Below are 25,966 nucleotides of genomic sequence, written 5' to 3'. Positions count from 1 at the left end.
TGCTATTCTTTAATTTTTTCTATTTGATACCCAACATCAGTGATGCCTTCTAAATTTACTATGCCGTTTACATTGCCATTTTTGCGCATAGCTTGTGAAATTTGTAATGTATATACGCCATTTTCTGGAAAAACGATGTTTTCTTTAAGCCAAAGTTTATTTTCTTTAATACTTCCGTTTCCTTTACCTAACCACTCACCATTAGGCTTTGCCATTTGGTATTCTAAGGTGTCTTTAATAACAGTTCCGTTAGGAAAACTTAACTCTGATATTAAAAATAAGTTACTGTAAGGAAATGTATTGTCATTTCTTAGGTTGATAAATACATTATACCTGCTAATTGTGTCTGGTGCATTAAATGAAAAACTCATTATTTCATCTTTATTCCAAACGCCATTTTTAGTTGCCTTGTATTTGGTTTCTATAATGTTAGAGTTGCAGGCACCTAAGAGTACAAGTAAAAAAATGATAAAACTATTTCTTAGCATTTTTTGTGGGTCTTTTTTTGTTAGTGTTGCTGTTACTATTTGGGTTGTTGTTTTTTTTGTTTGCAACAGGTCTTTTTTTAGCCGGACTTTTAGCCTTGTTACTCTTGCTATTAGGGTTTGACTTTGGTTTTGACCTCTTATTATTAGGGTTGTTGTTGTTGTTGTTGTTGTTGTTGTTGTTGTTGTTGTTGTTGTTGTTGTTGTTGTTGTTGTTGTTGTTGTTGTTGTTGTTGTTGTTGTTGTTGTTGTTGTTGTTGTTGTTGTTGTTGTTGTTGTTGTTGTTGTTGTTGTTGTTGTTGTTGTTGTTGTTGTTGTTGTTGTTGTTGTTGTTGTTGTTGTTGTTGTTGTTGTTGTTGTTGTTGTTGTTGTTGTTGTTGTTGTTGTTGTTGTTGTTGTTGTTGTTGTTGTTGTTGTTGTTGTTGTTGTTGTTGTTGTTGTTGTTGTTGTTGTTGTTGTTGTTGTTGTTGTTGTTGTTGTTGTTGTTGTTGTTGTTGTTGTTGTTGTTGTTGTTGTTGTTGTTGTTGTTGTTGTTGTTGTTGTTGTTGTTGTTGTTGTTGTTGTTGTTGTTGTTGTTGTTGTTGTTGTTGTTGTTGTTGTTGTTGTTGTTGTTGTTGTTGTTGTTGTTGTTGTTGCGCTTTTTATTATTGTTGCGTCTCTTTTTGTTAGACTTTTTTGGTTTGTCAAAACGAGTTAAACTGTCTTGGCCAACAACATTTTCAAACACCATTGCTTTTTCTTCAACTATGTTTTCTACCGCATAATCTTCTAAGCTAACAATTTTTTCTTTTTGCTTGTTTAAGGCAACAAGTTCATTTACTTGATCTTTGGTTAGCATATGCCAGTTTGCGGCATCATCTCTGTAAGAAAACCATAACATTTCTTTGAAAATGTCAGTTTTTTGGCAGTATGCAACTCCTTTTTCTGTAAATATTTTAGTGTCTTGACTAGGAAAATCCTTCAAGGCATCTAAATACACATCTAACTCATAGTTTAAGCAACACTTTAGCTTACCGCATTGGCCAGCTAGCTTTTGTGGATTTAAAGAAAGTTGTTGGTAGCGGGCAGCAGCAGTACTTACAGATCTAAAGTCTGTTAACCAAGTAGAGCAGCAAAGTTCTCTACCACAAGATCCAATTCCGCCTAAACGTTGTGCTTCTTGTCTGTAACCAATTTGGCGCATTTCTATACGAATAGAAAATGCCTTTGCCATATCTTTTATCAACTGTCTAAAATCTACCCTGTCTTCTGCTGTGTAGTAAAATGTAGCTTTAGAGCCATCTCCTTGAAACTCAACATCAGATATTTTCATCTCTAAATTAAGTGCAATTGCAATTTCTCTGGCTCTCTTTTTAATAGCCTCTTCTCTATCTCTGCAATTTTGCCAAGTATCTACATCTTTTTGACTAGCTTTTCTGTATAGTTTTAGAATATCTTCACTATCTAAAGCAACTTTTTTCTTTTTCATTTGCACCCTTACAAGCTCACCTGTAAGTGTTACCATACCAACATCATAACCAGATTTTGCTTCGGTTACTACTAAGTCTCCTATTGCTAGAGATAATTTATCTGTGTTTTTAAAAAACTCTTTTCTACTATTTTTAAAGCGTACCTCTACACAATTAAAAGGCTCTGCGCCGTTTGGCAACGACATATTAGAGAGCCAATCAAAAACCGTTAATTTATTACAGCCATCTGTTCCGCAAGTACCATTGTTCTTACATCCTTTTGGTTGGCCGTCTTTACCAGTTGAACAACTGCTACAACCCATATTATATATATTGATTTGACACTAAAAACAAAGCTGCTTTGTGCCAAAAAAGGTTCATATTAATTTACTTAACCGTAAAGATACTATTTTTAAGTTGAAATAAATAAGACAGTACTTTATTGTAAAATGTTAATTATTTAAACTGAATAAAATAGCTTTTTGTTGTCTGCTGTTTTAATGTAAAAAAGCTGCTAAAAACAAGTGTTTTAGCAGCCTTTATTTGTGTGGGGAAGTTTAGAGTTAAAATCTATTTTTTGTATTTTAAAACCTCAGATCTTCCTTTTTTAAATATTTTGTTGCTTACCGTTTTACCACGTCTAAGCTCTTTTTGTGTTTCGTAAGGCAGTGCGTGTATTTCTTTGCACTCTGTAGAACAACAATTGTCCATTTCTTCGGCACATTTTTTACACTGTATAAATAATAAATGGCAAGCCTCGTTAGCGCAGTTTACGTGTGTGTCACAAGGATCTCCACATTGGTGACAGTTGGCAATAACATCATCAGTTATGCGTTCACCTCTTCTGTGGTCAAAAACAAAGTTTTTACCAATAAACTTATTTTCTAGGTTTTTATCAGTTACCTGTCTGGTATACTCTATTATACCACCTTCTAGTTGGTAAACGTTTTTAAAGCCTTTGTGTTTGTAGTAAGCACTAGCTTTTTCACAACGTATACCACCAGTACAATACATTACTAGTTTTTTATCTTCTTTGTGGTCTTTTAAATCGTTCTCTATAATATCTAAAGAGTCTCTAAAAGTATCTACATCTGGAGTAATAGCATTTTTAAAGTGACCAATTTCACTTTCATAATGGTTGCGCATATCTACCAACACCGTATTTGGGTCTTCAATAAGCTCGTTAAATTTTTCAGCATTAACGTGTACACCCTTGTTTGTAACATCAAAAGCATTGTCGTTTAAACCATCAGCAACAATTTTATTACGCACTTTTACCTTTAATTTTAAAAAGGACATATTGTCTTGTTCAATGGCAATATTTAGTCGTACATTTTCTAAAAATGTAATACTATCTAAATGTGCTTTAAAGGCATTAAAATTTTCTGCAGGAACAGATAATTGAGCGTTTATACCCTCTGTTGCTACATAAATACGTCCAAGAACCTCTAATTGGTCCCAGGTAATAAATAAGTGATCTCTAAATAAAGATGTGTTGCCTATGTGCGCATATTTGTAGAAAGAAATGGTTAGGCGTTCCTTACCAGCCTCTTCAATAAGGGCTGCTCTTTCCTTGGCGCTTAATGTATTGTACAGTTGCATGCTATACTAATTTTATTAAGTTAAAGAATAGCGGCAAAGCTATAAAATATTGAGGTTTTGGGCAACAAAAAAGGGTTATAACATATAGTTAAACCCTTTTTAGATGCTTTTTCCGACTTAACCAACAAAGCGGAAAAATAAACCTGCCTTAAAAATGTAGAATCTTAAGGCACCTTCGTTTTAAGATTGAAGGTGAACACACCTTGTAGATGCAGCTTTGGTAAAAAGGTTGCGTTGGCATTGTATTATGACAAAAGAAATGGTAATTTAGCGGTACAAACACTATTAGAAATGAGCAACGAAAAAGAAGCAAAATTAAAAGCGTTAAAATTAACTTTAGACAAGCTAGATAAGACTTACGGTAAAGGATCTGTAATGAAGATGGGAGATAAGGTTGTAGAAGATGTAGCTGTTATATCTTCTGGATCTTTAGGTTTAGACATTGCCTTAGGCGTAGGTGGTTATCCACGTGGTAGAGTTGTAGAAATATACGGACCAGAATCTTCTGGTAAAACAACATTAACGTTGCATGCTATAGCAGAGGCTCAAAAAGCTGGTGGTATTGCTGCTTTTATAGATGCAGAGCACGCTTTTGATCGTTTTTATGCAGAAAAATTAGGAGTAGATATAGATAATTTAATTATTTCTCAGCCAGATCATGGAGAGCAGGCTTTAGAAATTGCAGATAATTTAATTAGATCTGGTGCTATTGATATTGTTATTGTGGATTCTGTTGCCGCTTTAACGCCTAAAAGTGAAATTGAAGGTGAAATGGGTGACTCTAAAATGGGATTACACGCCAGACTTATGTCGCAAGCACTACGTAAACTAACAAGCTCTATTAGTAAAACAAATTGTACTGTTATCTTTATTAACCAGTTAAGAGAAAAAATTGGGGTTATGTTTGGTAATCCAGAAACTACTACTGGTGGTAATGCATTAAAATTTTATGCTTCTGTACGTTTAGATATTAGAAGGTCTACACAAATTAAAAATACAGATGGTGATGTGCAGGGTAATAAAACAAGAGTAAAAGTTGTTAAAAATAAAGTTGCACCACCGTTTAGAACTACTGAGTTTGATATTATGTATGGTCAAGGTGTATCTAAAGTAGGAGAGATTTTAGATTTAGGTGTGCAATACGAAATAATTAAGAAAAGTGGATCTTGGTTTAGTTATGGCGATACAAAACTTGGTCAGGGTAGAGATGCTGTTAAAAGTATTTTAGCAGATAACCCAGAATTGCTAGAGGAATTAGAAGTAAAAATTAAAGATGCTATAAAAGCAGTTACAGCTTAATTTTTATTTATAAAATAAACAGTTTTACCCAAAAATGGGCCTAAAACATTCAAAATCCCGATTTTTTCGGGATTTTGTCGTTTTTAACGCAACCTTACCATTTAATAATCATCTATAAAGCAACAATATAATAATTACAACATGAAAAAAAGTTTAAGTATTTTAATGCTTGTGATAGTAAGTTTATCTTTTAACGCTTGCTCTTTAGATGATGATGATAATACTAATTTTAAATACGTAAATTTAAAGGTGTTAAGTGCAGAAGTGCCAGAGGCCTTTGAGTACGGAGAAAGGTATACCATATTTGTTACATACGCTAATCCTAATACGTGTACCTATTTTGAAGGGTTTGACATTCACAAGCATCAGTTAACAGAGCGTGAGGTTTACCCTATTGGAACAGAGTTAATAGGTAATGATAACTGCCAAGAAAGTACAGAAGAGGTAGAAGTGTCTTTTGATTTTGAGGTAATTTATAATGAAGATTACTTATTTAAATTTTGGACAGGGCAAAATGCAGATGGTGAAGACCAGTACATAGAAATTACAGTACCAGTAAACCAATAAAATATTTTATAACCAACCATTTTACGTTTTTTGGACTTAAATGAAACTATACATAATTGTGTAAAAGGCAATAGAGCAGCACAAGAGCAGCTTTACCGCCATTACGCTCCTATGCTTTATGGGGTTTGTTTAAAGTATTCTAAAAATAAAGAAGAGGCAGAAGACAATTTGCATGATAGCTTTATGACCATTTTTAATAAAATTGGTCAGTTTAAATTTAATGGTTCTTTTGATGGTTGGATAAAACGAATTACCGTTAATACTGTTCTGCAGAAATACAGAAAAGAAACTTACGTAGCTATAAAAGAAGAAGAAAAGATTGAAGAGCCAGTTGAAGTAGAAGTTACAGAAGACTCTCCCTCATTATCAATGCTTTTAAGTTACATACAAGAGTTGCCGTACAAATACAGAACAACGTTTAATTTATATGTGTTAGATGGCTATACGCACAAAGAAATAGGAGATTTGTTGGGTACAACGGCAGGTACATCTAAATCTAACTTAGCTAGAGCGCGACAAATTTTAAAGGATAAAATAGAAAAAACAAAGCTAAAAATAGTAGTTTCCATAGTGCTATTTTGTTGGTTGCAATTTTAATTGTAGTCAGTATATAATAATTAAAATGAGTAAAGAAAATTTAGACAAGCTGTTCCAGGATAAGTTTAAAGACTTTGGACAAGTGCCAGATGATAAAGTTTGGCAGCGGCTTAATGCGTCTTTAGACGATAAGAAAAAAGATAGGTTTGTAATTCCTATTTGGTGGAAACTTGGCGGAATAGCTGCTGTTTTTGCTTTGTTGTTTTTTGCGGTAAAACCTTTTTTTATGGCTGATGATGCAATAGTGCCTGCAATTACAGATACAAAAAAGGTACTGCCTAATACAGATACAAAAATTGTAGATAAGAATGCAAAAATAAATGGAGAGGACACTACTGATAAAAACAATATTAATTTACCTATTAATGAAGGCTCTGTTGTAACTACTACAAATGAAGAACACGGTAATAATGCATCTGTAGTCAATAAGAATAAAGCTAATACTCATACTTTTACAGCTACACAAAAACATAAAGTAACCAGAGAAGAAGCTACAACCTTATTTACTGTTAAAAACAGAGAGAATAGTGCTATTGCAGCTGCTTTAGTTAAAAATGCGACAAAGCACAACAAAAAAGTAGGTAATGTAGATAGTGTTGAAACAAAATCAACACCAAACTTAAAAGAAGAAAAAGAACAACTTTTTTCTAAAGAAATAGAAGAAGCAGTTGTAAGTACAGATACAGTTGGTAAAAAATCTATTTATGATGCCATAAAAGAGGCTGAAGAAAAAGCTGTTGCGTCTGTAAAAAAAGACAAGTGGTCTGTAGGTGCTAATGTGGCGCCAGTATATTTTAATTCTTTAAAAGACGGTTCTCCAGTAGACCCTAGTTTTGTATCTAACTCAAAGTCTGGTAATGTAAATATGAGTTATGGAGTAACTGTTGCTTATGCAGTAAATAAAAAATTAAGCATACGATCTGGAGTGCATAAGGTAGACTATGGTTACAATACTAATAATGTATTTTTTAAATCTGCTTTTGATCCTAAAAGTAACAATATGGTTAGCACAATAGATTATAGTGCAAATGCAGAAAGTATTGTTATACAAACAGATTCAGATGAACTTTTAGTACCGAGCAGTCCAAAATCAGAGGAATTTAGTTATGCAAATAAAAGTACTAGTAGAGAGGGTAAAATGGTACAGCAATTTGGGTATTTAGAGGTTCCTTTAGAGCTTAATTATGCGCTTACAGAGGGTAAATTTGGTGTAAACCTGATAGGCGGTGTAAGTTCTTTGTTTCTAGTAGATGATTCTATCTCCTTAGAGTCTGATGATTTAAGAACTAAAATAGGAGAATCTAATAACATAAATAGCCTTAATTTTAGTACTAATGTTGGTTTTGGACTTAATTATATGTTTACGCCTAAAATGCAGTTAAGCGTAGAGCCAATGTTTAAATACCAATTAAATACATTTTCTAATAGCTCTGGAGATTTTCAGCCTTTTTCTATGGGCGTTTATAGTGGTCTTAGTTTTAAGTTTTAAAATGAAATACCAGTTGGTTTTTTACTTTGCAACTCTTTAAGTATAACGTTTCGCACATCTTCTCTTAATGTTGCTTTGTGTTCTTCATCTAACTCCTTGGTTTCAAAAAAGGAATGAATTTTTACACGCAATAAACCTGGGCTTCCACTAAAAAAGGTAAAAGAAAAACGTTTTTTACAGTCTAAAAATGTCATAGGTACAATAGGTATTTTATGAGCTATGGCCATTTTAAAAGCACCATCTTTAAACTCGTCTAAAATAACGTCTTCCTCTGGCACGCCACCTTCAGGAAAAATACAAATACTTAGTCCTTGTTTTAATCTTCTTTGTGCACGCATATACACAGCAGTTCTACTTTTGGTATTACTACGGTCTACCATAATACAAACGCGTTTGTAAAAGAAACCAAAAAGCGGAATTTTAACCAATTCTTTTTTGCCTACAAATACAAAAGGGTTTCTACTAGCGCGCAGCATAAGCATAATATCTAGCATACTAGTGTGGTTAGCAACTAGCATATAGCTTTTTCCTTTTTCAATTTTTTGTTCTCTTTTTATTTGTTGCGGACAGCCCATACCTAATAAAATTGGTCTGGCCCAGCAGTTACGCGCCAACCAAAAAAAGTAAGGGTACCATTTTTCTTTAATACAAAACACAAATAATAATGGAAAAAATAAGAGTATAGGCAGTGCCACAAGTATATAAAACCAAATGCGGTAAAGTAAGTGACCTATGTTTTTTAAAAAAGTGAACATAACTTCAAAAATAGCAATTAATTAAAACTATGGTTAAAAAAGTTTACTTTTTAATCGCATAAAACTAAAAAAAGCAAAAACCAAAATGTTGGTCTATTCTTCTATTTGCATTACCTTTGATTTTTACAATTATTTTAAATAAAATGGCAAGAGTTTTAACAGGAGTACAGAGCACAGGAGTGCCACATTTAGGTAATATTTTAGGTGCAATTATGCCAGCAATAGAAATGGCAAACGACCCTAAAAACGAATCTTTTCTTTTTATAGCAGATATGCATTCGCTAACGCAAATAAAAAACGGAGAAGAATTACGTAACAACACCTATGCTGTAGCTGCTACTTGGCTTGCTTTTGGTTTAGATATTGAAAAAACTGTTTTTTACAGACAGAGTGATGTTCCGCAAACCACAGAATTATCATGGTATTTAAGCTGTTTTTTTCCGTACCAAAGACTAACTCTAGCACATTCCTTTAAAGATAAGGCAGATAGGTTAGAAGATGTTAATGCTGGTTTATTTACTTACCCAATGCTTATGGCAGCAGATATATTGTTGTATGATGCGGAGATTGTGCCTGTAGGTAAAGACCAAATGCAGCATTTAGAAATTACTAGAGATGTAGCGTCTAGATTTCATGCGCAATTAGGAGAAACATTTGTTTTGCCACAAGGTAAGGTGCAAGAGGAATCTAAGTTTATTCCGGGTACAGATGGTACTAAAATGAGTAAGAGTAAAGGCAACTTAATTAATTTGTTCCAGACCGATAAGAAGTTGCGCAAACAAATTATGGGTATACAAACAGATAGCAGACCAATGGAAGACCCTAAAGACCCAGAAGGTGATAATGTGTTTGAGTTATATAAAATATTAGCAACACCAGAGCAGGTTGATGAAATGCGTGCTAAATATAAAGGTGGTAATTACGGATACGGACACGCAAAACAAGAGTTATTTGAGCTTATTGTTGATAAGTTTGCAGATGCACGTGAAAAGTATAATTATTACATGAATAATTTAGATGAGATAGATGCAGCACTTGCTAAAGGAGCAGCAAAGGCAACTGCGGTTGCAACTGAGGTGCTAAGTAGAGTAAGAGCAAAAGTAGGTTATTAACTTTTGCCCTTATTATACTGGTTTTTTTATTTAATAGAAATTAATTCTACATCAAAAATTAAAGCGGCGTAAGGAGGTATTTGGCCTCCTGCTCCGTTTTCTCCATAAGCCAATTCTTGAGGAATATAAATTCTGTATTTAGAGCCAACAGACATTAATTGTAATGCTTCTGTCCACCCTTTTATAACTTGCGATACTCCAAATACTATAGATTCTCCACGCTCTATAGAGCTATCAAAAATGGTTCCGTCTATAAGTTTTCCCTCATAATGTACTTCAACTTTATCATCCGCAGTTGGTTTTTGACCATCAGCAGGAGTTAAAATCTCGTACTGTAATCCACTTTCTGTAGTTTTAATACCTTCTCTTTTAGCATTTTCTGCTAAAAAATTCTCGCTGTCTAACTTTAACCTTTTGGATTCTCTTTCTTTAATTTCCATCACGCTTTTCTGGATATATGAACTAGCGTCTTGTCTAGAAATTTTTTCGTTACCATTTAAAGTTTCTTCTAGTGCAACTGCAAACACATCATAGTTAATAGACTTTACACCCACGGATTTTAAGCTGGTTCCTATTTCAACACCAAATGCGTAACTAAATTTGTGTATACTGTCGTTTAGGTTTACTTCTTTGGCTTTTTTAAGTTGATTTAACTCTTTTTTTAGGGTGGAAGCTTCAGATTTTAAAGCGGCTACTTCCTTTATTAAATCTTTCTTTTTTTGAGCATAACTAGCGTTACCTATTACAAGGGTTAATGCTACAATTAATAGTTTTTTCATTTTTGTTTTCTAAATTTTCTATCAAAAGTAACCAAAATCTGTAGTATTTCTCCTTGTGTTTATTTCTATTTAATTAAAAGATGAAACAAACTATACAGTATGTTGTGTAAAATTTTGCAACAGTAACCATTATACATTTTAGGATTATTAGATGTATTTAAAAGACAAGCAACTTTATTTATGTAGAGTAAGCCATTGTTTACTAGCCTAGCAAACTAACTAGTTTGTTTATTTAGGTATATTAGTGGAGTATTAATGCTTTTTTTTAGGGTGGTTTTATATAGCTTCAAACAATTTTCCGGGTAGTGGTCTAATGGCTCCTTTCATTTCCATATTTAGTAATGTAGATGAGGTTTTAAAAACAGGAATGTTGCATGCCAAAGCAATAGTATCTAGTAGCTGTTTGCCTTCAGTTTGTAAAAAAGAGTGTATTTGTTGCTCTACCTCGGTAAGTTCTACAAACAATTGTTGTTGCGTAATTTTTGCCTTTTGTTTAGGTTCCCAGCCTAATAAATATACAACATCTGCAGCAGAAGTAATCATTTGTGCTTTTTGTTGTTTAATTAAATTATTGCAACCTAAACTGTATTTGTCTTGAGTTCTCCCAGGAACCGCAAAAACCTCTCTATTGTATCCGTGCGCTATATCTGCAGTAACTAAGCTACCTCCTTTTTCAGCAGATTCTACTACCACAGTGGCTTCACTTAAGCCAGCAATAATTCTGTTTCGTTTTAAAAAATTTTCACGCTCTGGTGTGCTTGTGCTCCAAAACTCAGTTAAAAATCCGCCATTTTTCTCTATATCTGTTGTATACTTACTATGCACTTTTGGGTAAACTTGATTTAAACCATGTGCCAAGCAACCAATGGTTTGTAAACCGTGTTTTATAGCTTCTTTTTGTATGCAAATATCTACGCCATATGCAAAGCCACTTACAATAATTGGATTTAAAGGAGCAATGTCAGCAATAAATTTTTCGCAAAAGGCAGTGCCATAACTAGTAATTTTACGTGTGCCAACAACACTAATAATTTTTCTATTTTTTAAATTGATATTCCCTCTTTTAAATAATAAAAAAGGAGCATCTATAGCGTGTTTTAAATAATCTGGATAATTTTCATCTTTAAAATAAAGTGTTTCAATATTATTTTTTTTAATAAATTGAAGCTCTTCTTCTGCAGCATCTAAATGTGATGTGTCAAAAATATTTTTCAACTTTAGCGTTCCAATGCCATCAATTTTTAAAAGATCTGTTTTTCTACTACAAAAAATTTGAGAGGCACTGCCACAATGGGCAATTAATTTTTTAGCTGTAACACTTCCAATATTAGGAATGCTTTGTAATCTTAAAGTTGCAATTAATTCTGTTGTAGTCATTTAGAGGCTTTCTGTAATTGGCTACAAAATACAACAATTAAAATGTTAATAAAAAGTTAGGCCAAATGTTAAAAGAAAGATGATTTTTTACAATATTTGCCACAATGCGAACAGAACAATATATTGAAGAATTATTATATAGGTACAACTGTGTTGTAATACCTGAGTTTGGAGCTTTTTTAACGCAAAAAAAATCTGCTGAACTAGATGAGGCTACTAATACCTTTACGCCACCTACAAAGATAGTTTCGTTTAACCAACAAGTAAATTCTAATGATGGCTTGTTAATAACATATATTGCAACGGCAGAAAAATCTACTTTTGAAGAGGTTTTGGAGGCGTTGACAAAAGAAGTTGAGCATTGGAAGAGAATGTTAAAATTGGGGCAAAGAATTAAGTTTGCTTCAGTAGGTGAGTTGTTTTTAAATGAGGACCAAAAAATACAATTTATACCAGCTAACCAAGTAAATTATTTAACAACATCTTTTGGTTTATCTACTGTAGTGGCATCACCAGTTACTAGAGAAGTGTTAAAAGAAGAAGTGGTAGCTTTAGAAGAAGAAGTACCATTTATTATTACACCAGAAAAAAGAAAAACAACTACGTTTAGACCGTATTTAAAGTATGCAGCAATTGCTTTATTGGCAATTTCTACTGGTTTAACAGGTTTACGTTACTACAATACTACAGTTGCAATACAAGAAATTGCACAGCAAGATGCACAAGAGCAAATATCTAGAACTATACAAGAGGCTACTTTTTTTGATACTACACCATTAGAGCTGCCATCTTTGTCTTTAGATATTATAGCAAAGCCTGCTACGCAAGAGCATTATGTAATTGCTGGTGCATTTAGAGTGCAAAAAAATGCAAACCGTAAAATAGAAGTACTTAAGAAACAAGGCTATAATGCACTGTATGTTGGCGTAAATAAATATGGTTTACACCAAGTAGCTTATGCAAGTTTTAGTGATGCTAACGAAGGTTTAAAGTTTTTGCAAAAAATTAAATCGGGCGTATCTTCAGATGCTTGGTTGCTTTCAGTAAAGTAAAATATTTTCTTTTTTAAATTAAAAGCGTAGTATCTTTGCGCAAAATTTAAAAAATAGAAAATGCACACACCTAAAGATAGTAGAACAGTTATGACAGATTTGGTACTCCCTAGTGAGACCAATCCGCTAAACAATTTGTTTGGTGGCGAACTGTTAGCGCGTATGGACAGGGCTGCTAGTATTGCTGCACGTAGACACAGTAGACGTATAGTTGTAACTGCGTCTGTAAACCACGTAGCTTTTAATAGATCTGTTCCTGTAGGAAGTGTTGTTACTGTAGAAGCAGCTGTTTCTAGAGCATTTAAAACTTCTATGGAGATTTTTATTGATGTTTGGATAGAGGATAGGTTTAGCGGTGAAAAAACAAAAGCAAACGAAGCTATTTATACTTTTGTTGCTGTAGATGATACCGGAAAACCTACTGAAGTGCCTGCATTAATTCCTGAAACTGATTTAGAGGTTGAGCGTTTTGAAGCTGCTCTACGTAGAAAACAGCTTAGTTTGGTACTAGCTGGCAAGCTTAAACCTAAAGATGCAACTGAGTTAAAAGCAATATTTATAGATAAATAACAATTGGTATATTGAGAGGTAACAAGTTAAAAATATGTTACTTAAGTACAATGTACTATTTGGTATAAACTAAGAAACGGCTAGGAAATTAATCCTAGCCGTTTTAGTTTAGGTGTTTTTAATTTCTTCCTGCTATTACGCCACCATCTGTATCCCATATGGCACCAGTTACCCATGATGCTTTATTAGATAGTAAAAATACAATGCTATTAGCTACATCTTGTGGTGTACCATTACGGCCAATTGGGTGAAACCCATTTAAACCTTCTAATGCTTTTTCTGCTTCATCTTTACTACCAAAAACGCTATGATAAACCGGAGTATTTACTACGGCTGGCGATACAGCGTTTACTCTTATGTTATCATCTGCTAATTCCATAGCTAAATGCTGCGTTAAGGAGTGTAAACCTGCTTTTTGCATAGAGTAAGCAGAAGAAGGTGTCATTTTTACAGCTTGTTTTGCCCACATAGATCCAACATTTACAATAGAACCACCTTGGGTTGCTTTCATTTTTTTAGCTACAGCTTGTGTTAAAAAGAAAAATCCTCTATTTAGGTCTAAATAAGCGTTGTAGTCGTCCTCATTGTGATCTAAAAAAGGTTTTGGATTAAATATGCCAGAAGCATTAACTAGATAATCTACATCTTCTAATTGATTAATTTTGTCAACCAATTGTTTTAAATCTTCACTGTTAGTGATGTCTGCTTTTACTTTAGATAAGTTTTTAGTGTCGTCTATCTTATCAATATTCCTACCAACAACTATTACGCTTGCTCCATTAGCTAACAACTGTTCTGTGGTAGCTCTACCAATTCCGCTTGTACCACCAACTACTATGGCAACTTTGTCTTTTAAATCTTCCATTTTTTTCTTTTTAATTTTTAATATGAACAGACAAGTCTGTCTTTGTTTGTGCAAATTTTTTTAAGCTATGATTTGCGAACATATATTTTTTGTCTCCTTTATTGGCCAACTGTCTTGGTGTAAGTGACTTTCTGCGACAGCACTTTCATACAGTAAATAAATTTGTCTAGCATAACTATTCAGATTTTTATGGTTTTTAATTTCTAAATTATCAGCAATTAAGTTAGAAATTAAAGCTATGAAATTGGTTTTTTGACTTTGTATTTCTGCCCTAACACGTACATTATCTTTAGGAATTTCTGATACTGTTTTTATGCACCAACAGCCATTAAAATCTTTTTGAAGGAAGAAATTGTCTAAAAAGTCAAATAAAGCAAGAACACGTTGCTCCCCTTTTGGACTACTTTCGCAAAAGCTTTTAATATCTTTTATAAAAGTAGCATTCATATGTTTTAGGTAAGCTAAACAAATGTCCTCTTTAGATTTAAAATGATTGTATAATGTTGCTTTAGCAATGCCAGATTCAGCTATAATTTCATTTATACCTGTAGCGTTATAACCATTTCTGTAGAAAAGAGCAGATGCTGTTTCTATTATATTTTGTTTTACCTTAGAATGTTTCACTCTGCAAATATAGCATAAAATTTTACAAATAGACAAGTCTGTCTGTTTTTAGAAAAAAAAGAGCAACGTTTGTGTAACGCTGCTCTTAGGTTTATTATAGAAATGTGCTTGAAATTTGTTCAATAACCTTTTTTCCGTCAGGATCTCCAATTGTTTTTAATTTGGTAAACTCCTCTGCCCACGCTGATGTTCTTATGCGTAGAGCCGGATTTTCATCCTCTGCTACGTTGGCAATAACCGTGGCAACTTCTAAAGGTGTTTGGTAGGTGTTTTCGGCCTCCTCATTTGCTCTGCGTTGATTTCCTTCTAAATATTTTGCAAAAATAGGCTCATATTCACCCGTAGCAAATTGTCCGTTTACTGCTGTATTACTTATTGCAGATTTCATAAACTCTGTAGCAATACCACCTGGTTCTATCACAGAGAATTTTATATTAAACGAAGGGCCTACATAAGTAGCCAAACCTTCAATAAAGCCTTCTACTGCAAATTTAGCACCACAATATAACTCATTAAACGGCTGACCAATTAAACCGCCTACTGATGATAATGTTATTATATGACCTGCTTTTTGTTTTCTCATATAAGGTAGTACTGTTTTGGTAGTAAATACAACACCTAAATAGTTTACGTTAGTAACCCACTCAATTTCTTTTACAGTGGCCTGTTCTGTTGTTTTAGCAAATCCTGCGCCAGCGTTATTTGTTAGTATATCTATTTTTTTATCTTTAGAAATAATGTATTCTACAGTTTTGGTAATAGTTTCTTGTTTAGTAACATCTAACTCAAGTATTTCTATATCTAATTTGTCTTTCTCAATTTTATGTTTTAATGCTTCGCTTTTAGAAAGATTACGCATGGTAGCGTAAACTTTGTAACCATTTTTAGCAAATAGTATTGCTGTTTCTAATCCTACTCCTGTTGATGTTCCTGTGATTAATACGTTTTTTTTCATTTTGTTTATTTTTTGGATTGAATATTCATTCCAATTGTTGTTTAAATTTTTTTACTCTTTTATTGCATCCCAAACCAAAGTAATTTGGTTTTTAAGGGATTTATTGTTGTGATCAGGCAAGTTAATCCACCTTAAATATGATAATATAGAGCCACCAATAAACTGTAGTAGTTCATCATTATCTATGTTTTTAATAATATGTTCATTTTTACCTTTTACTAGTAAAGATATTGCTCCCTCTATGGCATTATAACCTACAGATTTACTTTCATTAGTTATTATAGGAGAAGCTTGTAATTGGTCCATAAAACCAAAATACAACTTGTTTTTAGTGAAAAATTCTATTACAATAGTATAGTATTTTTCAAACTGAATTTTAACTGGTAAATCATTATTAAACACAGTGTCTAAAACTTTTTTTTCTTCTTCTTTAATAGCTACGTAGATAGCATTAATTAGTACTTCTTTACTTTCAAAATAATTATAAATAGTTCCCATACCAGTATTAGCTTTTTTTGCTATTGCAGAAACAGGTGTAGCGTGTATGCCATTTTCTACTAATAGCTCTAAGGCTGCTTTTAATATGGTTTCTTTTTTATTCATACAGCAAAGGTAAAATAATTGGAATGAGTATTCCAATTATTTTTATTTAATTTTTGTTAAAATTAGTATAAGCTATTAAAATTAGATCAGTTTTGTTCTAACAACAATTGGTTTTTCTTCAAGCTTTGTAGCTGCTAAGACCTTAAAACTAGTAATGTGAGGTTGCTGCCCGTGTAAATCTAATCCGGCTTCATTCTCCCATATTTCATGAAAAATAAAAGTGTTGTCATCTGTTAGCCCCTGCTGTAAGTCATATTGTATGCAAGCTTCCTCTTTTAAAGTTTCAACTACCATATTTTGTAAAGCAGCTTTAACTTCTGTAGTAAATTCTGGCTTACTTTTAATTATTGCGGTTACATATACTTTCATAAATCTATAGTTTACATTGTTAGTGCAAATGTTGTAAATTATCCGTTATATCTACACAAAAAATATCTTTTTATACTCTAATAGTATTATTTGGCAATATATACCAATTGTTATTTTATGTTTAGAATGTAAGTTAAAGAAAAAACCGAGATAAAAAGCCATAAGCAAACGGCTAAAACAATTGGCTTAGAGCCTGTAGATTTAAGGTCTTTTACAGATATGGTTGTGCCTACAATATAAAGAGTTAGTACTAACAAGCGTTTAGAGTATAAAACAATGTTTGTTGTAACAAAAGCTGGCAAAATATGGTAGCTATTTATAAGTATAGCGCCTATAAAGAGTAAAATAAAATAAGGTATTCTTATTTTTTCTCCTTTAGTTTTAAAAATAAACATTGATACTATAGAAAGAGGTATAATCCATAAAGTTCTTGATAGTTTTACGGTTGTGGCTATTTTAAGTGCTTGGTCTCCGTAATCTAATGCTGCGCCAACAACAGAGCTTGTATCGTGTATGGCAATAGCACACCATAGTCCAAATTGAGACTGATTTAGTCCTAACCAATGCCCAACAGCAGGGAACACAAATAAGGCAATAGAGTTTAATAAAAATACAACACCAAGGGCAATGCTTATTGTTTTACCATTGGCTTTTATAACGGGTGCAATAGCAGCAATAGCACTACCACCGCATATAGATGTGCCTGAGGTGATTAAATGCCCAAGCTTTAGATCTATTTTTAAAAATTTTGCTAAAATTAGACCTAAACTTACTGTAAGTACAATAGATAAAAAGGTAAGACTTAAACCTTCTTTACCTGTTTGCAATGTCTCTTTAATAAACATACCAAACCCCAAACCAACTACAGATATTTTTAAAAAGTAGTGTATGGCCATATGGCTATGTACTTTAAAAGGGTTTTTAAAAATTAATGTAAAAACAAAACCTAAAGTTAGTGCTGTAGCACTATTTAAGTATCCTGTTATTGCAGCTATAACTATGCTAAAATATACGAGTTTTGTAATTGTGGTATTCATATCAAACTATTTTAATCTGATACAAAAGTACAGTTAACATATAACTGCTCTGCAAACATTAATGCTATGTAGTATAACTAAAAGTTATGGTTGTTACGTATGTATTTTTCAAAATTAGTCATAGTAGTATTTTGGTAACCTGTTCTAGAAACAAAGTAGAACCAACGCTCTATGCTAAAGTTTTTAATGTCAATAACTTTTAGCTTGTTGTGCAGCAGATCTTCTGTAACTGCATTTATAGACAATAGAGCATAACTGTTAGCGTAATACAGGTAATTTTTTATGGCTTCTGTACTGTTTAGGGTAACTACTGTATTTAGTTTTTTAATATTGTTTTGTTGTAAAAATTGTTGAATAATTTTTTTTGTACCAGAACCTATTTCACGTTCTATTATAGGTAAGTTTTTTAACTCATCTAAGTTAATTATTCCTTTTTTGTGGTTGCTATTTTTACTATTGGTTACCAGTACAATTTCATCTTTAATAAACTTAGTAAAATGCAACTTTGGATTTGTGTTTTTACCTTCTGTAATTCCAAAATCTATTTGTTGATTTAAAATTAATTCTTCAATTTCATCAGAGTTTTCACTATCAATTTTAATATTGGTATTAGGAAACTGAGTTTTAAACTTAGCTATTACTTTTGGCAAAATATAATTGGCAATTGTAGTACTTGCACCAAAGCTAATTTCATCTGGGTATGTTTTTTCTTTGTATAAAAATTGCTGATCAATTTCTGCATAGATGTCTAAAATTCTGTTTACATACACCAAAAACGCTTTGCCATTAGTGGTTAGTTCTATAGAGTTTCTTTTTCTAATAAAAAAAGCACACTTATAATCGTCTTCTAAATTTCTTATTGCTTTTGATACAGCAGGCTGAGATATAAATAGCTGCTCTGCTGCTTTGGTAAAACTAGCGTGTTGTGCAACGCTTTTAAATATATGTAATTTGTTTTTCATAGATGAAAATTTAGCAGCTAATAACTACAAAATTACTTATAACTTTTTTTAAACTCTAGTGGTGTTAGTTTAGTTTTAGATTTAAATACTTTTGAAAAGTAAGCATAGTCTTTAAAACCCAAGTTTTCAGAAATTGATGACATAGTGTTTTTAGAGTGTACTAACAATCTTTTAGACTCTAATATTACGCGTTCTGTAATTAGTTCTGTTGTAGTTTTATTTAATGTTGTTTTGCAAACTCTATTTAAGTGCTTTGCGGTAATATGTAATTTGTCTGCGTAAAACTGGGCAGATTTTTCAGTTTTAAAATGTATTTCAATTTCTTGTTCCAAAGCACGTAAGGTTTCTATATATGCAACAGAGTTTGTTTCTGTAGTAGGAGCCTCTTTGTTATATTGCCTAGCCAAATCTATATACACAGTGTGTAGTAAACTGGCTATTTTTTGTTTTTTATAGGGTAAATTGGCGTAATACTCTTGGTTAATACTTCTGTAATTGGTAATTAGTTGTGCAAGTACATTTTTGTTTACCGTTATATGAGGAGTGTTTTTGTGTGAATAGTAAAAAGGAAATTGTTCTAATTTACTGGTTGAAAAATGCAGCTCATAAAAATCTTGCGTATGAAAAAAAATGTAACCCTCTGGTGTATTTGTAAATTTCCAATAATGAGTTTGCCCTGGTTTTAAAAAGAAAACACTACCAGTATTAACCTCATAACTATTAAAATCTATTTCATGAGTTCCTTTGCCTTTTGTAAATATTACACATAGGTAAAAGTTATGGCTATGTGGCTTATTTACAACAGCTGCGTTTTTATGTAAATGTGTGCTTAAATCATTACTATAAAAGTCTGTTAAGGGAACTCTATGTTCAAATTGTTTAATATTTAATACAGGAATAATCTTCATACAACTTTATAAATGTCTTAAATGTACAAAAAATGGAGAAATATGTATAGCTTTTTTATGGGATAAGCACTTTACCTTTGCTTAAAAAAATAAGTTATGGCAAGTTTAGTATCATCGCTTTTAAAGGGAAAATGTCCGCAGTGTAAAAAAAGAAGCATTTTTAATGCTGCGCAAGGGTTGTTTTTACTGTCTATTCCGGAGATGGATGCTGTGTGTAAAAACTGCAATTTTAAGTTTGAGAAAGAACCTGGCTTTTTCTTTGGGGCAATGTTTGTTAGTTATGCGTTGGCTGTGGCAGAATTTATAGCATTTTCTATTCTTTTTTATTTTATTTTGAAAATGCCAATTCTGTATACTTTTTTTGGTGTACTGTTTTTTGCTCTTATTTTAAGCACTTTTAACTACAGATACTCTAGAATTATTTGGATTTATCTTTTTTATAAAGAAAAGAAAGCCTAATTGTTATTTAACAGGCTCTATTAAGTCCCACTTATTACCGTACAAATCTTTAAAAATTGCAACTGTACCATAGGGTTGTTTTGTGGGTTTTTGTAAAAATTCAACTCCGTTTTTACTAAAAGTACTAAAGTCTTTTTCTACCGTATTGGTTTGCATAAAAAAAGCAACACCATCACCAGCTTGCTTACCTACAGTTGCTTTTTGCAAATCTGTATTTGCAAGTGTTACTACCAATGCAAAATTAGGTTGGTCTTTTGCTTGTATTGTAATCCATCTTTTTCCGTTATCAAGTGGTACATCTTCAGTCAAAATAAAATTTAGTTTTTTAGTGTAAAATGCTATTGCATCATCATAATTAGAAACTAAAAGTGTAGCATTTTTAATAGTATTCATTTTCTTATTTTGTTTCGTATGTGTGTTTTTCTTTTAAATACTTTGCAAGTTCTTCGTCATTCATTTTAAAAAGTATTTTGCAATAGGTTGTGTAATTTACAGTATCTTTTTCTTTTAAAAAATTTGTAATACCATATTGCGTAAAAGGGTAGTGTAGGTCTTTTGTTTTAAAAGAAGAATAACGTGCTTTAGATTTGGGGTGCTTTTTTCTAAGAGCTTTGTATATTTTATGCTGAGACTTTGCTAAATAAGAATATAAATTTAACAATAAACCATTTGGTATTTTGTTGTTAACTATAGGATTGTAGTAGTTTTCTATAGTTTTATAAAAGCTTTTTTTAGACTCAAGTTTATTTGTTTTTTTCTCTAAAGACATAGGTGTAGACATTAGATGTTTTTAAGTATAAACTTGATGATGTATTGCGCTAATATACATTAGCGCAATACTAATTATTTTAAGGATTTGTAGACCATAATGAAGCGTTTTTAAGCATAGCTCTTCTTGGTAGTTTTAAACCAGCAACAATTAGCTCTGCAAAGTCTTCAGGCTGCAGTACACTATCTTTAGAGTCTTTATCTGCAATGCCTAAATCTATAGACATATCTGATGCAATTGTACTTGGTGTAAGGGTGTTTACTCTAATGTTATTTTTGCGTACTTCTTTCATCAATGACTCTGACATGCCAATAACAGCAAATTTAGAAGCAGAATAAGCAGATGTGTTTGCATTACCATTTAAACCGGCAGTAGAAGATATGTTAATAATATCTCCAGAATTTTTTTCAATTAAATGTGGTAATACTTCTTTTGTTACATAATAAACACCTAGTACATTGGTTTGTAAAATTTGTGTCCACTGGTCAGCTTCCATATCATTAAAAGATCCAAAGGCAGCAATACCAGCGTTGTTAATTAAAATGTCTATGCTTTTAAAATCATTAAATATAGATGCAATTCCTTTTTTTACCTCTTCTGGGTTGCCAACATCAAAAGCGGCATAGGTTGCCTCTACACCCAGAGCCTTAATTTCTGCAACTGTTTTTTCTAAAGTTTCTTTATTTCTTCCTGTAATTGCTACCGCTACACCCTCATTAGCAAGAGCCAAAGCTGTTGCTTTACCAAGACCTCTACTGCCACCAGTAATAAGAGCTTTTTGTCCTTTTATATTTTCCATTATTCTTATGTGTTATTTTAAATACGTAAAGCGTATTATTTTATTTAAGAGTTTAACAAAAGTATAGAACAATTAAGTTTTTGAGGTAAGTAATAATGTTGGTTTTTTGTTAAGATTTTTATAGTTGTTATGAATTAGGTAGTTGCATATTATAATTTATGGATTGTACTTTAATTTCAAAAACTCAATTTTGTTTATTTACATTTGTAGCCATTATAACCTTCTTTCCTGTATGAGTATTATTCGCTTTTTTTCTAAAATTAAATACACCACTCTGGTATTAGTAATGGTTATAGTTACAGTGTTTAGTACTCTAGCATTAAGTTATTTAATTACAGATGAAATTACTATTGTTAGTGAAGATATTGCTAAGCGTAATTTTATGGAAAAATATGATGATGTTTACCAAGAATTAACACGTTTAGAAAATTTTTTAACTAGAATTGAAACTATTGTAAATAGGTCTAATTCGGTTAATGATTTGCAACAAAATTTTAATACTTGGATTTCTTTTCAGCCAAAACAATTAGATTCCTTAATCTCTTGGCAAAAAGTTTCGTTTACGCAGTATACAGATTCGCAAGCATCTATAGAAACCTTGCAAGACACTGTTTTATCTTCTAAAAACAAAAATAAATCGTTAGCTGTAGTAAAAAAGCAAAGTGTAATTGTGCCTACTTCTACTGGGTATGTTTGGCGTAACAAGCTTGCTGTAGTTACTGCTACAAAAGACTCTCTATTTTTAGGGTATGATATAGCATTAAAAGATTTGCAACGTTATTTTGCAAACGTAGACTCTAAATCTATTAATTACGCTTATGTTTTTAATAAAGATGGTTTGGTTTTATTACATCCAGATGAAAATTTATTAGGTAAAAGTGTGTTTACATTTAGTTCTATATCTCCTAAGGATACCATAGAGTTAACAGTTAATAATCAGGTGCCAAGCGTTGTAAAGTCTGAGTATTTACAATTAGATGTTATACGTTACTTACAGCCCTTGCAATTAAAAGAAACCTCTTGGTATATTGCAGTAAGTTCTCCTAAAAATATTAGTGAAGAAAATGTTACTAAAATTAGGCAATACACTTTTCTAATCTATGGTATATCTACCATATTACTACTATTTGTATTTTACTTTTTTAATGAAAGAGTTAAAAAACAGTACAAAGAAAAGGAGCGTTTACTAAAGGAGAAAAATAATTTAATTGTACAGAACCAAATTGCAGAAAAAGAGAGTTCTTTTTTGCAATTGCAGCAATTAAAAGAGCAGATAAATCCACATTTTTTATTTAACGCTCTTAACTCTTTGTATATGTTAATAGATGTAAATAAAGAAAAATCTAAAACCTTTGCATTAAAGCTCTCTAAGCTCTACCGTTATTTTATTACACCGCCAGCAAACAATATTACCCTTGTAAAAAATGAGTTAGAACTGCTTAATGAATATATTTATTTACAACAAACACGTTTTGGTAAAAGTTTAGAAGTAACTATTTTGGGTAATGTAAATGTAGTAGAACACAAGTATATTCCGTTTTTAGCATTACAAACCCTTGTAGAAAATGCTATTAAACACAATGCGGCAACTAAAGTTAAGCCGCTTTTAATAACGGTAGATTTAGCTGAAGATGGTATAAAGGTTGTAAATAATTACCAACCTATAGCTACACCACAAAAAAGTAATCACTTTGGAATAGACTATCTAAAAAACATTTACGCTTATTACAATGTAAATAATTTCACGAATTATCAGAAAAATTCACAATACATTTGTCATTTACCTTACATAATTATTAAATAATCCATTCACTCCTTAATAATATCCACTCACTCTCCTTTTTTTGTGAGTATTTAGTAAAACACAGATTTTTAGGCAAAATTATAACCTCATTATGCGTAAAAATCAGTCTGCATTTATAGTTAAAATAGTGCTATTTATTCTTTTTTTAGGAAGTACAATTGGTGTTTCTGCTCAAAAAGAGAATAAAAAAGATAAAGAACAATCTAAAGATAGCCTAAATAAAGGGTATAAGGATTATACTAAACTTTTAAAAGATGCAACAGTAACTAAGGGCTTGTTTAGTGTAATTAAAACTGATACCGATTATTACTTTGAAATTCCAGATAGTCTTTTTACTAGAGAGTTTTTAATAGTAAATAAAATATCTCAGGTTCCTTTAGCAATAAATGAGCACGGTTTAAATAAAGGAATGAATTATGAAAATAAATTAATTACGTTTCATAAAGATAGTTTGTCTAAAACAATTTGGGTTAAAACTAGTAACCCAATGGTTTCTTCTCCTAAAAATGATGCTATAACCTTATCTGTAAAAGACAATTTTGCAGAGTCTATTATAGAAAAATTTGATATTGAAAGTTACAATCCTAAAACAAATGCACCATTAATAAAGGTTAATAAGGTTTTTAATGGAAAAGAAAAAAGCTTTAATGATGTGCTAAATAATGTTGGTTTAGGCGGTAGCGTTAAAAGCGATTTGTCATATATTCAAAAAATAAAGTCGTTTCCAGAAAATGTTGTAGTTAAGTCTCAGTTAACCACAACGGTTAATGAAGGTGGGCCAGCTATGTACGTTACATTAGGGGTAACTAGCAACATAGTATTGTTGCCAAAAACACCAATGCAAGCAAGAGAATTAGATAAGCGTGTAGGTTACTTTACAGAAAAACACTGGTATTTTAATGATAAACAACAGGCTATGAAAAAGCAAGAGTTTATTACTAGGTGGCGTTTAGAGCCTAAACCAGAAGATGTAGATAGGTACTTAAGTGGTAAATTGGTAGAACCAAAAAAACCAATTGTTTATTATATAGATCCTGCAACACCTAAACAGTGGAGAAGTTATATAATACAAGGTGTAAAAGATTGGCAGGTAGCTTTTGAAAAAGCAGGTTTTAAAAATGCAATTATAGCAAAAGAACCAGATGCTAATGATAAAGATTTTGATATAGATGATGTGCGTTATTCTGTAATTACTTATGCAGCATCTCCACAAGCAAATGCTATGGGGCCATCTGTTGTAGATCCACGAAGCGGAGAAATTATAGAGGCAGATATTATTTGGTGGCATAACGTAATGACATCTTTACAAAGTTGGATGCGTATACAAACAGGACCAATAGATAGCAAGTCTAGAGGTAATGTTTTTAATGATGCGCATATGGGAGAAGCAATTAGGTTTGTGTCTTCTCATGAAGTAGGCCATACTTTTGGATTAAAGCATAATATGGGAGCTTCACATAGTTTTCCGGTAGATTCTCTTCGATCTAAAACATTTACAGATAAAATGGGTGGTACAGCACCATCAATTATGGATTATGCTCGTTACAATTATGTTGCACAACCAGAAGATAATGTAACAGCTATAACTCCTAAAATAGGTGTTTATGATACCTACGCAATACAGTGGGGATACCAATGGTTTAAGTCGTCACTAGAAGAAAAAAAACAATTAAAAGCATTGGTGAATAGCCATGCTAACAACCCACTTTACTTTTATGGAGAGCAGCAGCCATATTTAAACACTATAGATCCTAGGTCTCAATCTGAAGATTTAGGAGATAATTCAATGACAGCAAGCACATACGGACTTAAAAATTTACAGCGTGTTGCCGACAATTTAGAGGAGTGGACATACCAAGAAGGAGATGATTATTACAATACGGGTAAATTGTATATGGGTATTATTGGACAGTGGAATATGTATAATGACCATGTTACTAATAATGTTGGTGGTATTTACTTAAATAATACACTACATAAAGACGGTAAACAAAGTTACCAACCAGTACCTTACCAATTGCAGAAAGATGCTGTTGCTTACTTAAACAAAAATGTATTTACAATACCAGAGTGGTTATTTTTTAATCCGGTTTTAAAACATACATATGCAATTAAAGACTCTCCTTTAGGACCTTTTGAGCAAGCACCTTATACCTTGTCTAGGTCTTTACAATACAATACGTTGTATAAGTTACTTTCTAATGAGCGCTTACTGCGTATGGTAGAAACCAATTTGTACAACCCAGAGCATCAGGCGCGCTACACAGTACAAGATTTGTTTACAGATTTGCGTTCGCACATTTTTAAAAGCACTAAAAAAGGTGTGTCTTTAACCTTAGTAGAGCGTATGACACAGAAAAACTATGTAGATGTTTTGCTAATTGACACACAAAAAATTTTAGAAAAAACCACAGTTAAAAAACTTAATACAGCAAACTTTTTTACTACAACTAGCTTTTGTGCTGTTGCTTTGGCAGAAGAAAAGCAAGCACGTAATATTAATTATAGTTCTATGACGCGTACATCAGAAATAGCGTCATACAAGCGCCAAGAGTTGCAAAATGTATTGCAATTGTTGTTAAAAAAGAAGCGTAAAGGAGATGCAAATACGCAAGCGCATTATAATGATTTGATTTATCGTATTAAAAACACATTAAAATTCTAATTTTAACCCCTAAAT

Annotated in this window: 27 protein-coding genes; 10 read left to right on the top strand and 17 right to left on the bottom strand. The window is 32.0% G+C overall.

Annotated features, from left to right (window positions below; translation table 11 throughout):
* Window positions 1–2: 2 nt before the first annotated feature.
* The 3 genes from KLA_RS03920 to KLA_RS03910 all read right to left on the bottom strand — a co-directional run bounded on the left by KLA_RS03920 (window position 3) and on the right by KLA_RS03910 (window position 3,535).
* The gene (locus KLA_RS03920) at window positions 3–488 is read right to left on the bottom strand and encodes a gliding motility lipoprotein GldH (RefSeq protein ID WP_034644328.1); all 486 of its coding nucleotides are present in this window, start codon (window positions 486–488) and stop codon (window positions 3–5) included.
* Window positions 475–2,256: a stage 0 sporulation family protein gene (locus tag KLA_RS18475; protein ID WP_262486342.1), complete on the bottom strand. Its 1,782-nt coding sequence runs from the start codon at window positions 2,254–2,256 to the stop codon at window positions 475–477. Before KLA_RS18475 ends, KLA_RS03920 begins: the two co-directional genes overlap by 14 nt.
* A 247-nt stretch (window positions 2,257–2,503) precedes the next feature.
* Window positions 2,504–3,535 (bottom strand): rhodanese-related sulfurtransferase, encoded by a 1,032-nt coding sequence (locus KLA_RS03910; RefSeq protein ID WP_034644124.1) that lies wholly within the window; start codon window positions 3,533–3,535, stop codon window positions 2,504–2,506.
* Between the two features lie 291 nt (window positions 3,536–3,826).
* Here KLA_RS03910 and recA point away from each other — a divergent pair, with 291 nt between their 5' ends.
* The 4 genes from recA (at window position 3,827) to KLA_RS03890 (ending at window position 7,487) form a co-directional block, all read left to right on the top strand.
* Window positions 3,827–4,834 (top strand): recombinase RecA, encoded by a 1,008-nt coding sequence (gene recA, locus KLA_RS03905; RefSeq protein ID WP_034644323.1) that lies wholly within the window; start codon window positions 3,827–3,829, stop codon window positions 4,832–4,834.
* Between the two features lie 141 nt (window positions 4,835–4,975).
* On the top strand, window positions 4,976–5,401 hold the full coding sequence (locus tag KLA_RS03900; protein WP_034644121.1) for a hypothetical protein: 426 nt from the start codon (window positions 4,976–4,978) through the stop codon (window positions 5,399–5,401).
* Window positions 5,402–5,431: 30 nt separating this feature from the next.
* Window positions 5,432–5,998, top strand: coding sequence for an RNA polymerase sigma factor (locus KLA_RS03895; RefSeq protein ID WP_034644117.1), 567 nt, complete (start codon window positions 5,432–5,434; stop codon window positions 5,996–5,998).
* 25 nt (window positions 5,999–6,023) lie between these two features.
* Window positions 6,024–7,487 carry an outer membrane beta-barrel protein gene (locus KLA_RS03890; RefSeq protein WP_034644114.1) on the top strand — a complete coding sequence of 488 codons (1,464 nt, stop codon included), beginning with the start codon at window positions 6,024–6,026 and terminating at the stop codon, window positions 7,485–7,487.
* Here the strand turns inward: KLA_RS03890 and KLA_RS03885 are convergent.
* Complete coding sequence (locus KLA_RS03885) at window positions 7,484–8,242, bottom strand: lysophospholipid acyltransferase family protein (RefSeq protein ID WP_013620993.1); 759 nt, start codon at window positions 8,240–8,242, stop codon at window positions 7,484–7,486. The genes KLA_RS03890 and KLA_RS03885 overlap by 4 nt on opposite strands.
* Window positions 8,243–8,385: 143 nt before the next feature.
* On the opposite strand from KLA_RS03885, the gene trpS reads away from it, so the two are divergent.
* On the top strand, window positions 8,386–9,354 hold the full coding sequence (gene trpS / locus KLA_RS03880) for a tryptophan--tRNA ligase (RefSeq protein WP_034644322.1): 969 nt from the start codon (window positions 8,386–8,388) through the stop codon (window positions 9,352–9,354).
* Between the two features lie 26 nt (window positions 9,355–9,380).
* Here the strand turns inward: trpS and KLA_RS03875 are convergent, their stop codons facing one another.
* Together KLA_RS03875 and dprA are read right to left on the bottom strand one after the other, a co-directional pair.
* Window positions 9,381–10,133 carry an FKBP-type peptidyl-prolyl cis-trans isomerase gene (locus KLA_RS03875; protein ID WP_013620995.1) on the bottom strand — a complete coding sequence of 251 codons (753 nt, stop codon included), beginning with the start codon at window positions 10,131–10,133 and terminating at the stop codon, window positions 9,381–9,383.
* Between the two features lie 276 nt (window positions 10,134–10,409).
* The gene (gene dprA / locus KLA_RS03870; RefSeq protein WP_034644112.1) at window positions 10,410–11,510 is read right to left on the bottom strand and encodes a DNA-processing protein DprA; all 1,101 of its coding nucleotides are present in this window, start codon (window positions 11,508–11,510) and stop codon (window positions 10,410–10,412) included.
* A gap of 104 nt (window positions 11,511–11,614) precedes the next feature.
* On the opposite strand from dprA, the gene KLA_RS03865 reads away from it, so the two are divergent.
* Together KLA_RS03865 and KLA_RS03860 are read left to right on the top strand one after the other, a co-directional pair.
* Window positions 11,615–12,562: an SPOR domain-containing protein gene (locus KLA_RS03865; RefSeq protein WP_034644109.1), complete on the top strand. Its 948-nt coding sequence runs from the start codon at window positions 11,615–11,617 to the stop codon at window positions 12,560–12,562.
* 60 nt (window positions 12,563–12,622) lie between these two features.
* Window positions 12,623–13,132, top strand: a complete 510-nt coding sequence (locus tag KLA_RS03860; RefSeq protein WP_013620998.1) for an acyl-CoA thioesterase — start codon at window positions 12,623–12,625, stop codon at window positions 13,130–13,132.
* A 118-nt stretch (window positions 13,133–13,250) separates the two neighbouring features.
* On the opposite strand, the gene KLA_RS03855 is transcribed toward KLA_RS03860, so the two are convergent.
* The 8 genes from KLA_RS03855 to KLA_RS03820 form a co-directional block, all read right to left on the bottom strand.
* Complete coding sequence (locus tag KLA_RS03855; protein WP_013620999.1) at window positions 13,251–13,997, bottom strand: SDR family NAD(P)-dependent oxidoreductase; 747 nt, start codon at window positions 13,995–13,997, stop codon at window positions 13,251–13,253.
* 60 nt (window positions 13,998–14,057) lie between these two features.
* Complete coding sequence (locus KLA_RS03850; protein WP_034644106.1) at window positions 14,058–14,621, bottom strand: TetR/AcrR family transcriptional regulator; 564 nt, start codon at window positions 14,619–14,621, stop codon at window positions 14,058–14,060.
* Between the two features lie 94 nt (window positions 14,622–14,715).
* A complete protein-coding gene (locus tag KLA_RS03845; RefSeq protein WP_034644102.1) occupies window positions 14,716–15,576 on the bottom strand; it encodes an SDR family oxidoreductase in 861 nt (286 codons plus the stop codon).
* Window positions 15,577–15,627: 51 nt separating this feature from the next.
* Window positions 15,628–16,179, bottom strand: a complete 552-nt coding sequence (locus KLA_RS03840; RefSeq protein WP_034644100.1) for a TetR/AcrR family transcriptional regulator — start codon at window positions 16,177–16,179, stop codon at window positions 15,628–15,630.
* Window positions 16,180–16,260: 81 nt separating this feature from the next.
* Window positions 16,261–16,548, bottom strand: a complete 288-nt coding sequence (locus tag KLA_RS03835; protein ID WP_013621003.1) for a putative quinol monooxygenase — start codon at window positions 16,546–16,548, stop codon at window positions 16,261–16,263.
* A 110-nt stretch (window positions 16,549–16,658) separates the two neighbouring features.
* Entirely contained in the window at window positions 16,659–17,585 is a 927-nt protein-coding gene (locus KLA_RS03830) for a YeiH family protein (RefSeq protein ID WP_034644098.1), read from the bottom strand.
* Window positions 17,586–17,662: 77 nt separating this feature from the next.
* Entirely contained in the window at window positions 17,663–18,547 is an 885-nt protein-coding gene (locus tag KLA_RS03825) for a LysR family transcriptional regulator (protein WP_013621005.1), read from the bottom strand.
* Window positions 18,548–18,579: 32 nt separating this feature from the next.
* Window positions 18,580–19,455: an AraC family transcriptional regulator gene (locus KLA_RS03820; RefSeq protein WP_034644096.1), complete on the bottom strand. Its 876-nt coding sequence runs from the start codon at window positions 19,453–19,455 to the stop codon at window positions 18,580–18,582.
* A 96-nt stretch (window positions 19,456–19,551) separates the two neighbouring features.
* Here KLA_RS03820 and KLA_RS03815 point away from each other — a divergent pair, with 96 nt between their 5' ends.
* Entirely contained in the window at window positions 19,552–19,914 is a 363-nt protein-coding gene (locus KLA_RS03815) for a DUF983 domain-containing protein (RefSeq protein WP_013621007.1), read from the top strand.
* A gap of 3 nt (window positions 19,915–19,917) precedes the next feature.
* On the opposite strand, the gene KLA_RS03810 is transcribed toward KLA_RS03815, so the two are convergent.
* From KLA_RS03810 to KLA_RS03800, 3 genes are all read right to left on the bottom strand, one after another.
* Window positions 19,918–20,307, bottom strand: coding sequence for a VOC family protein (locus tag KLA_RS03810; RefSeq protein WP_034644093.1), 390 nt, complete (start codon window positions 20,305–20,307; stop codon window positions 19,918–19,920).
* A gap of 4 nt (window positions 20,308–20,311) precedes the next feature.
* On the bottom strand, window positions 20,312–20,695 hold the full coding sequence (locus tag KLA_RS03805; RefSeq protein WP_034644091.1) for a hypothetical protein: 384 nt from the start codon (window positions 20,693–20,695) through the stop codon (window positions 20,312–20,314).
* A gap of 67 nt (window positions 20,696–20,762) precedes the next feature.
* Window positions 20,763–21,482, bottom strand: a complete 720-nt coding sequence (locus tag KLA_RS03800) for a 3-ketoacyl-ACP reductase (RefSeq protein WP_013621010.1) — start codon at window positions 21,480–21,482, stop codon at window positions 20,763–20,765.
* 232 nt (window positions 21,483–21,714) lie between these two features.
* Between KLA_RS03800 and KLA_RS03795 the strand changes: the two genes are divergently transcribed.
* Both KLA_RS03795 and KLA_RS03790 read left to right on the top strand, forming a co-directional pair.
* Window positions 21,715–23,286, top strand: a complete 1,572-nt coding sequence (locus KLA_RS03795; protein WP_051983457.1) for a histidine kinase — start codon at window positions 21,715–21,717, stop codon at window positions 23,284–23,286.
* A 91-nt stretch (window positions 23,287–23,377) separates the two neighbouring features.
* Window positions 23,378–25,951: a zinc-dependent metalloprotease gene (locus tag KLA_RS03790; RefSeq protein ID WP_034644089.1), complete on the top strand. Its 2,574-nt coding sequence runs from the start codon at window positions 23,378–23,380 to the stop codon at window positions 25,949–25,951.
* Window positions 25,952–25,966: the final 15 nt, after the last annotated feature.

Source organism: Cellulophaga geojensis KL-A, from assembly GCF_000568425.1.
GTDB lineage: Bacteria > Bacteroidota > Bacteroidia > Flavobacteriales > Flavobacteriaceae > Cellulophaga > Cellulophaga lytica.
The sequence above is the reverse complement of the archived record's forward strand: the minus strand, read 5'-3'. Positions and strand labels throughout refer to the sequence as shown.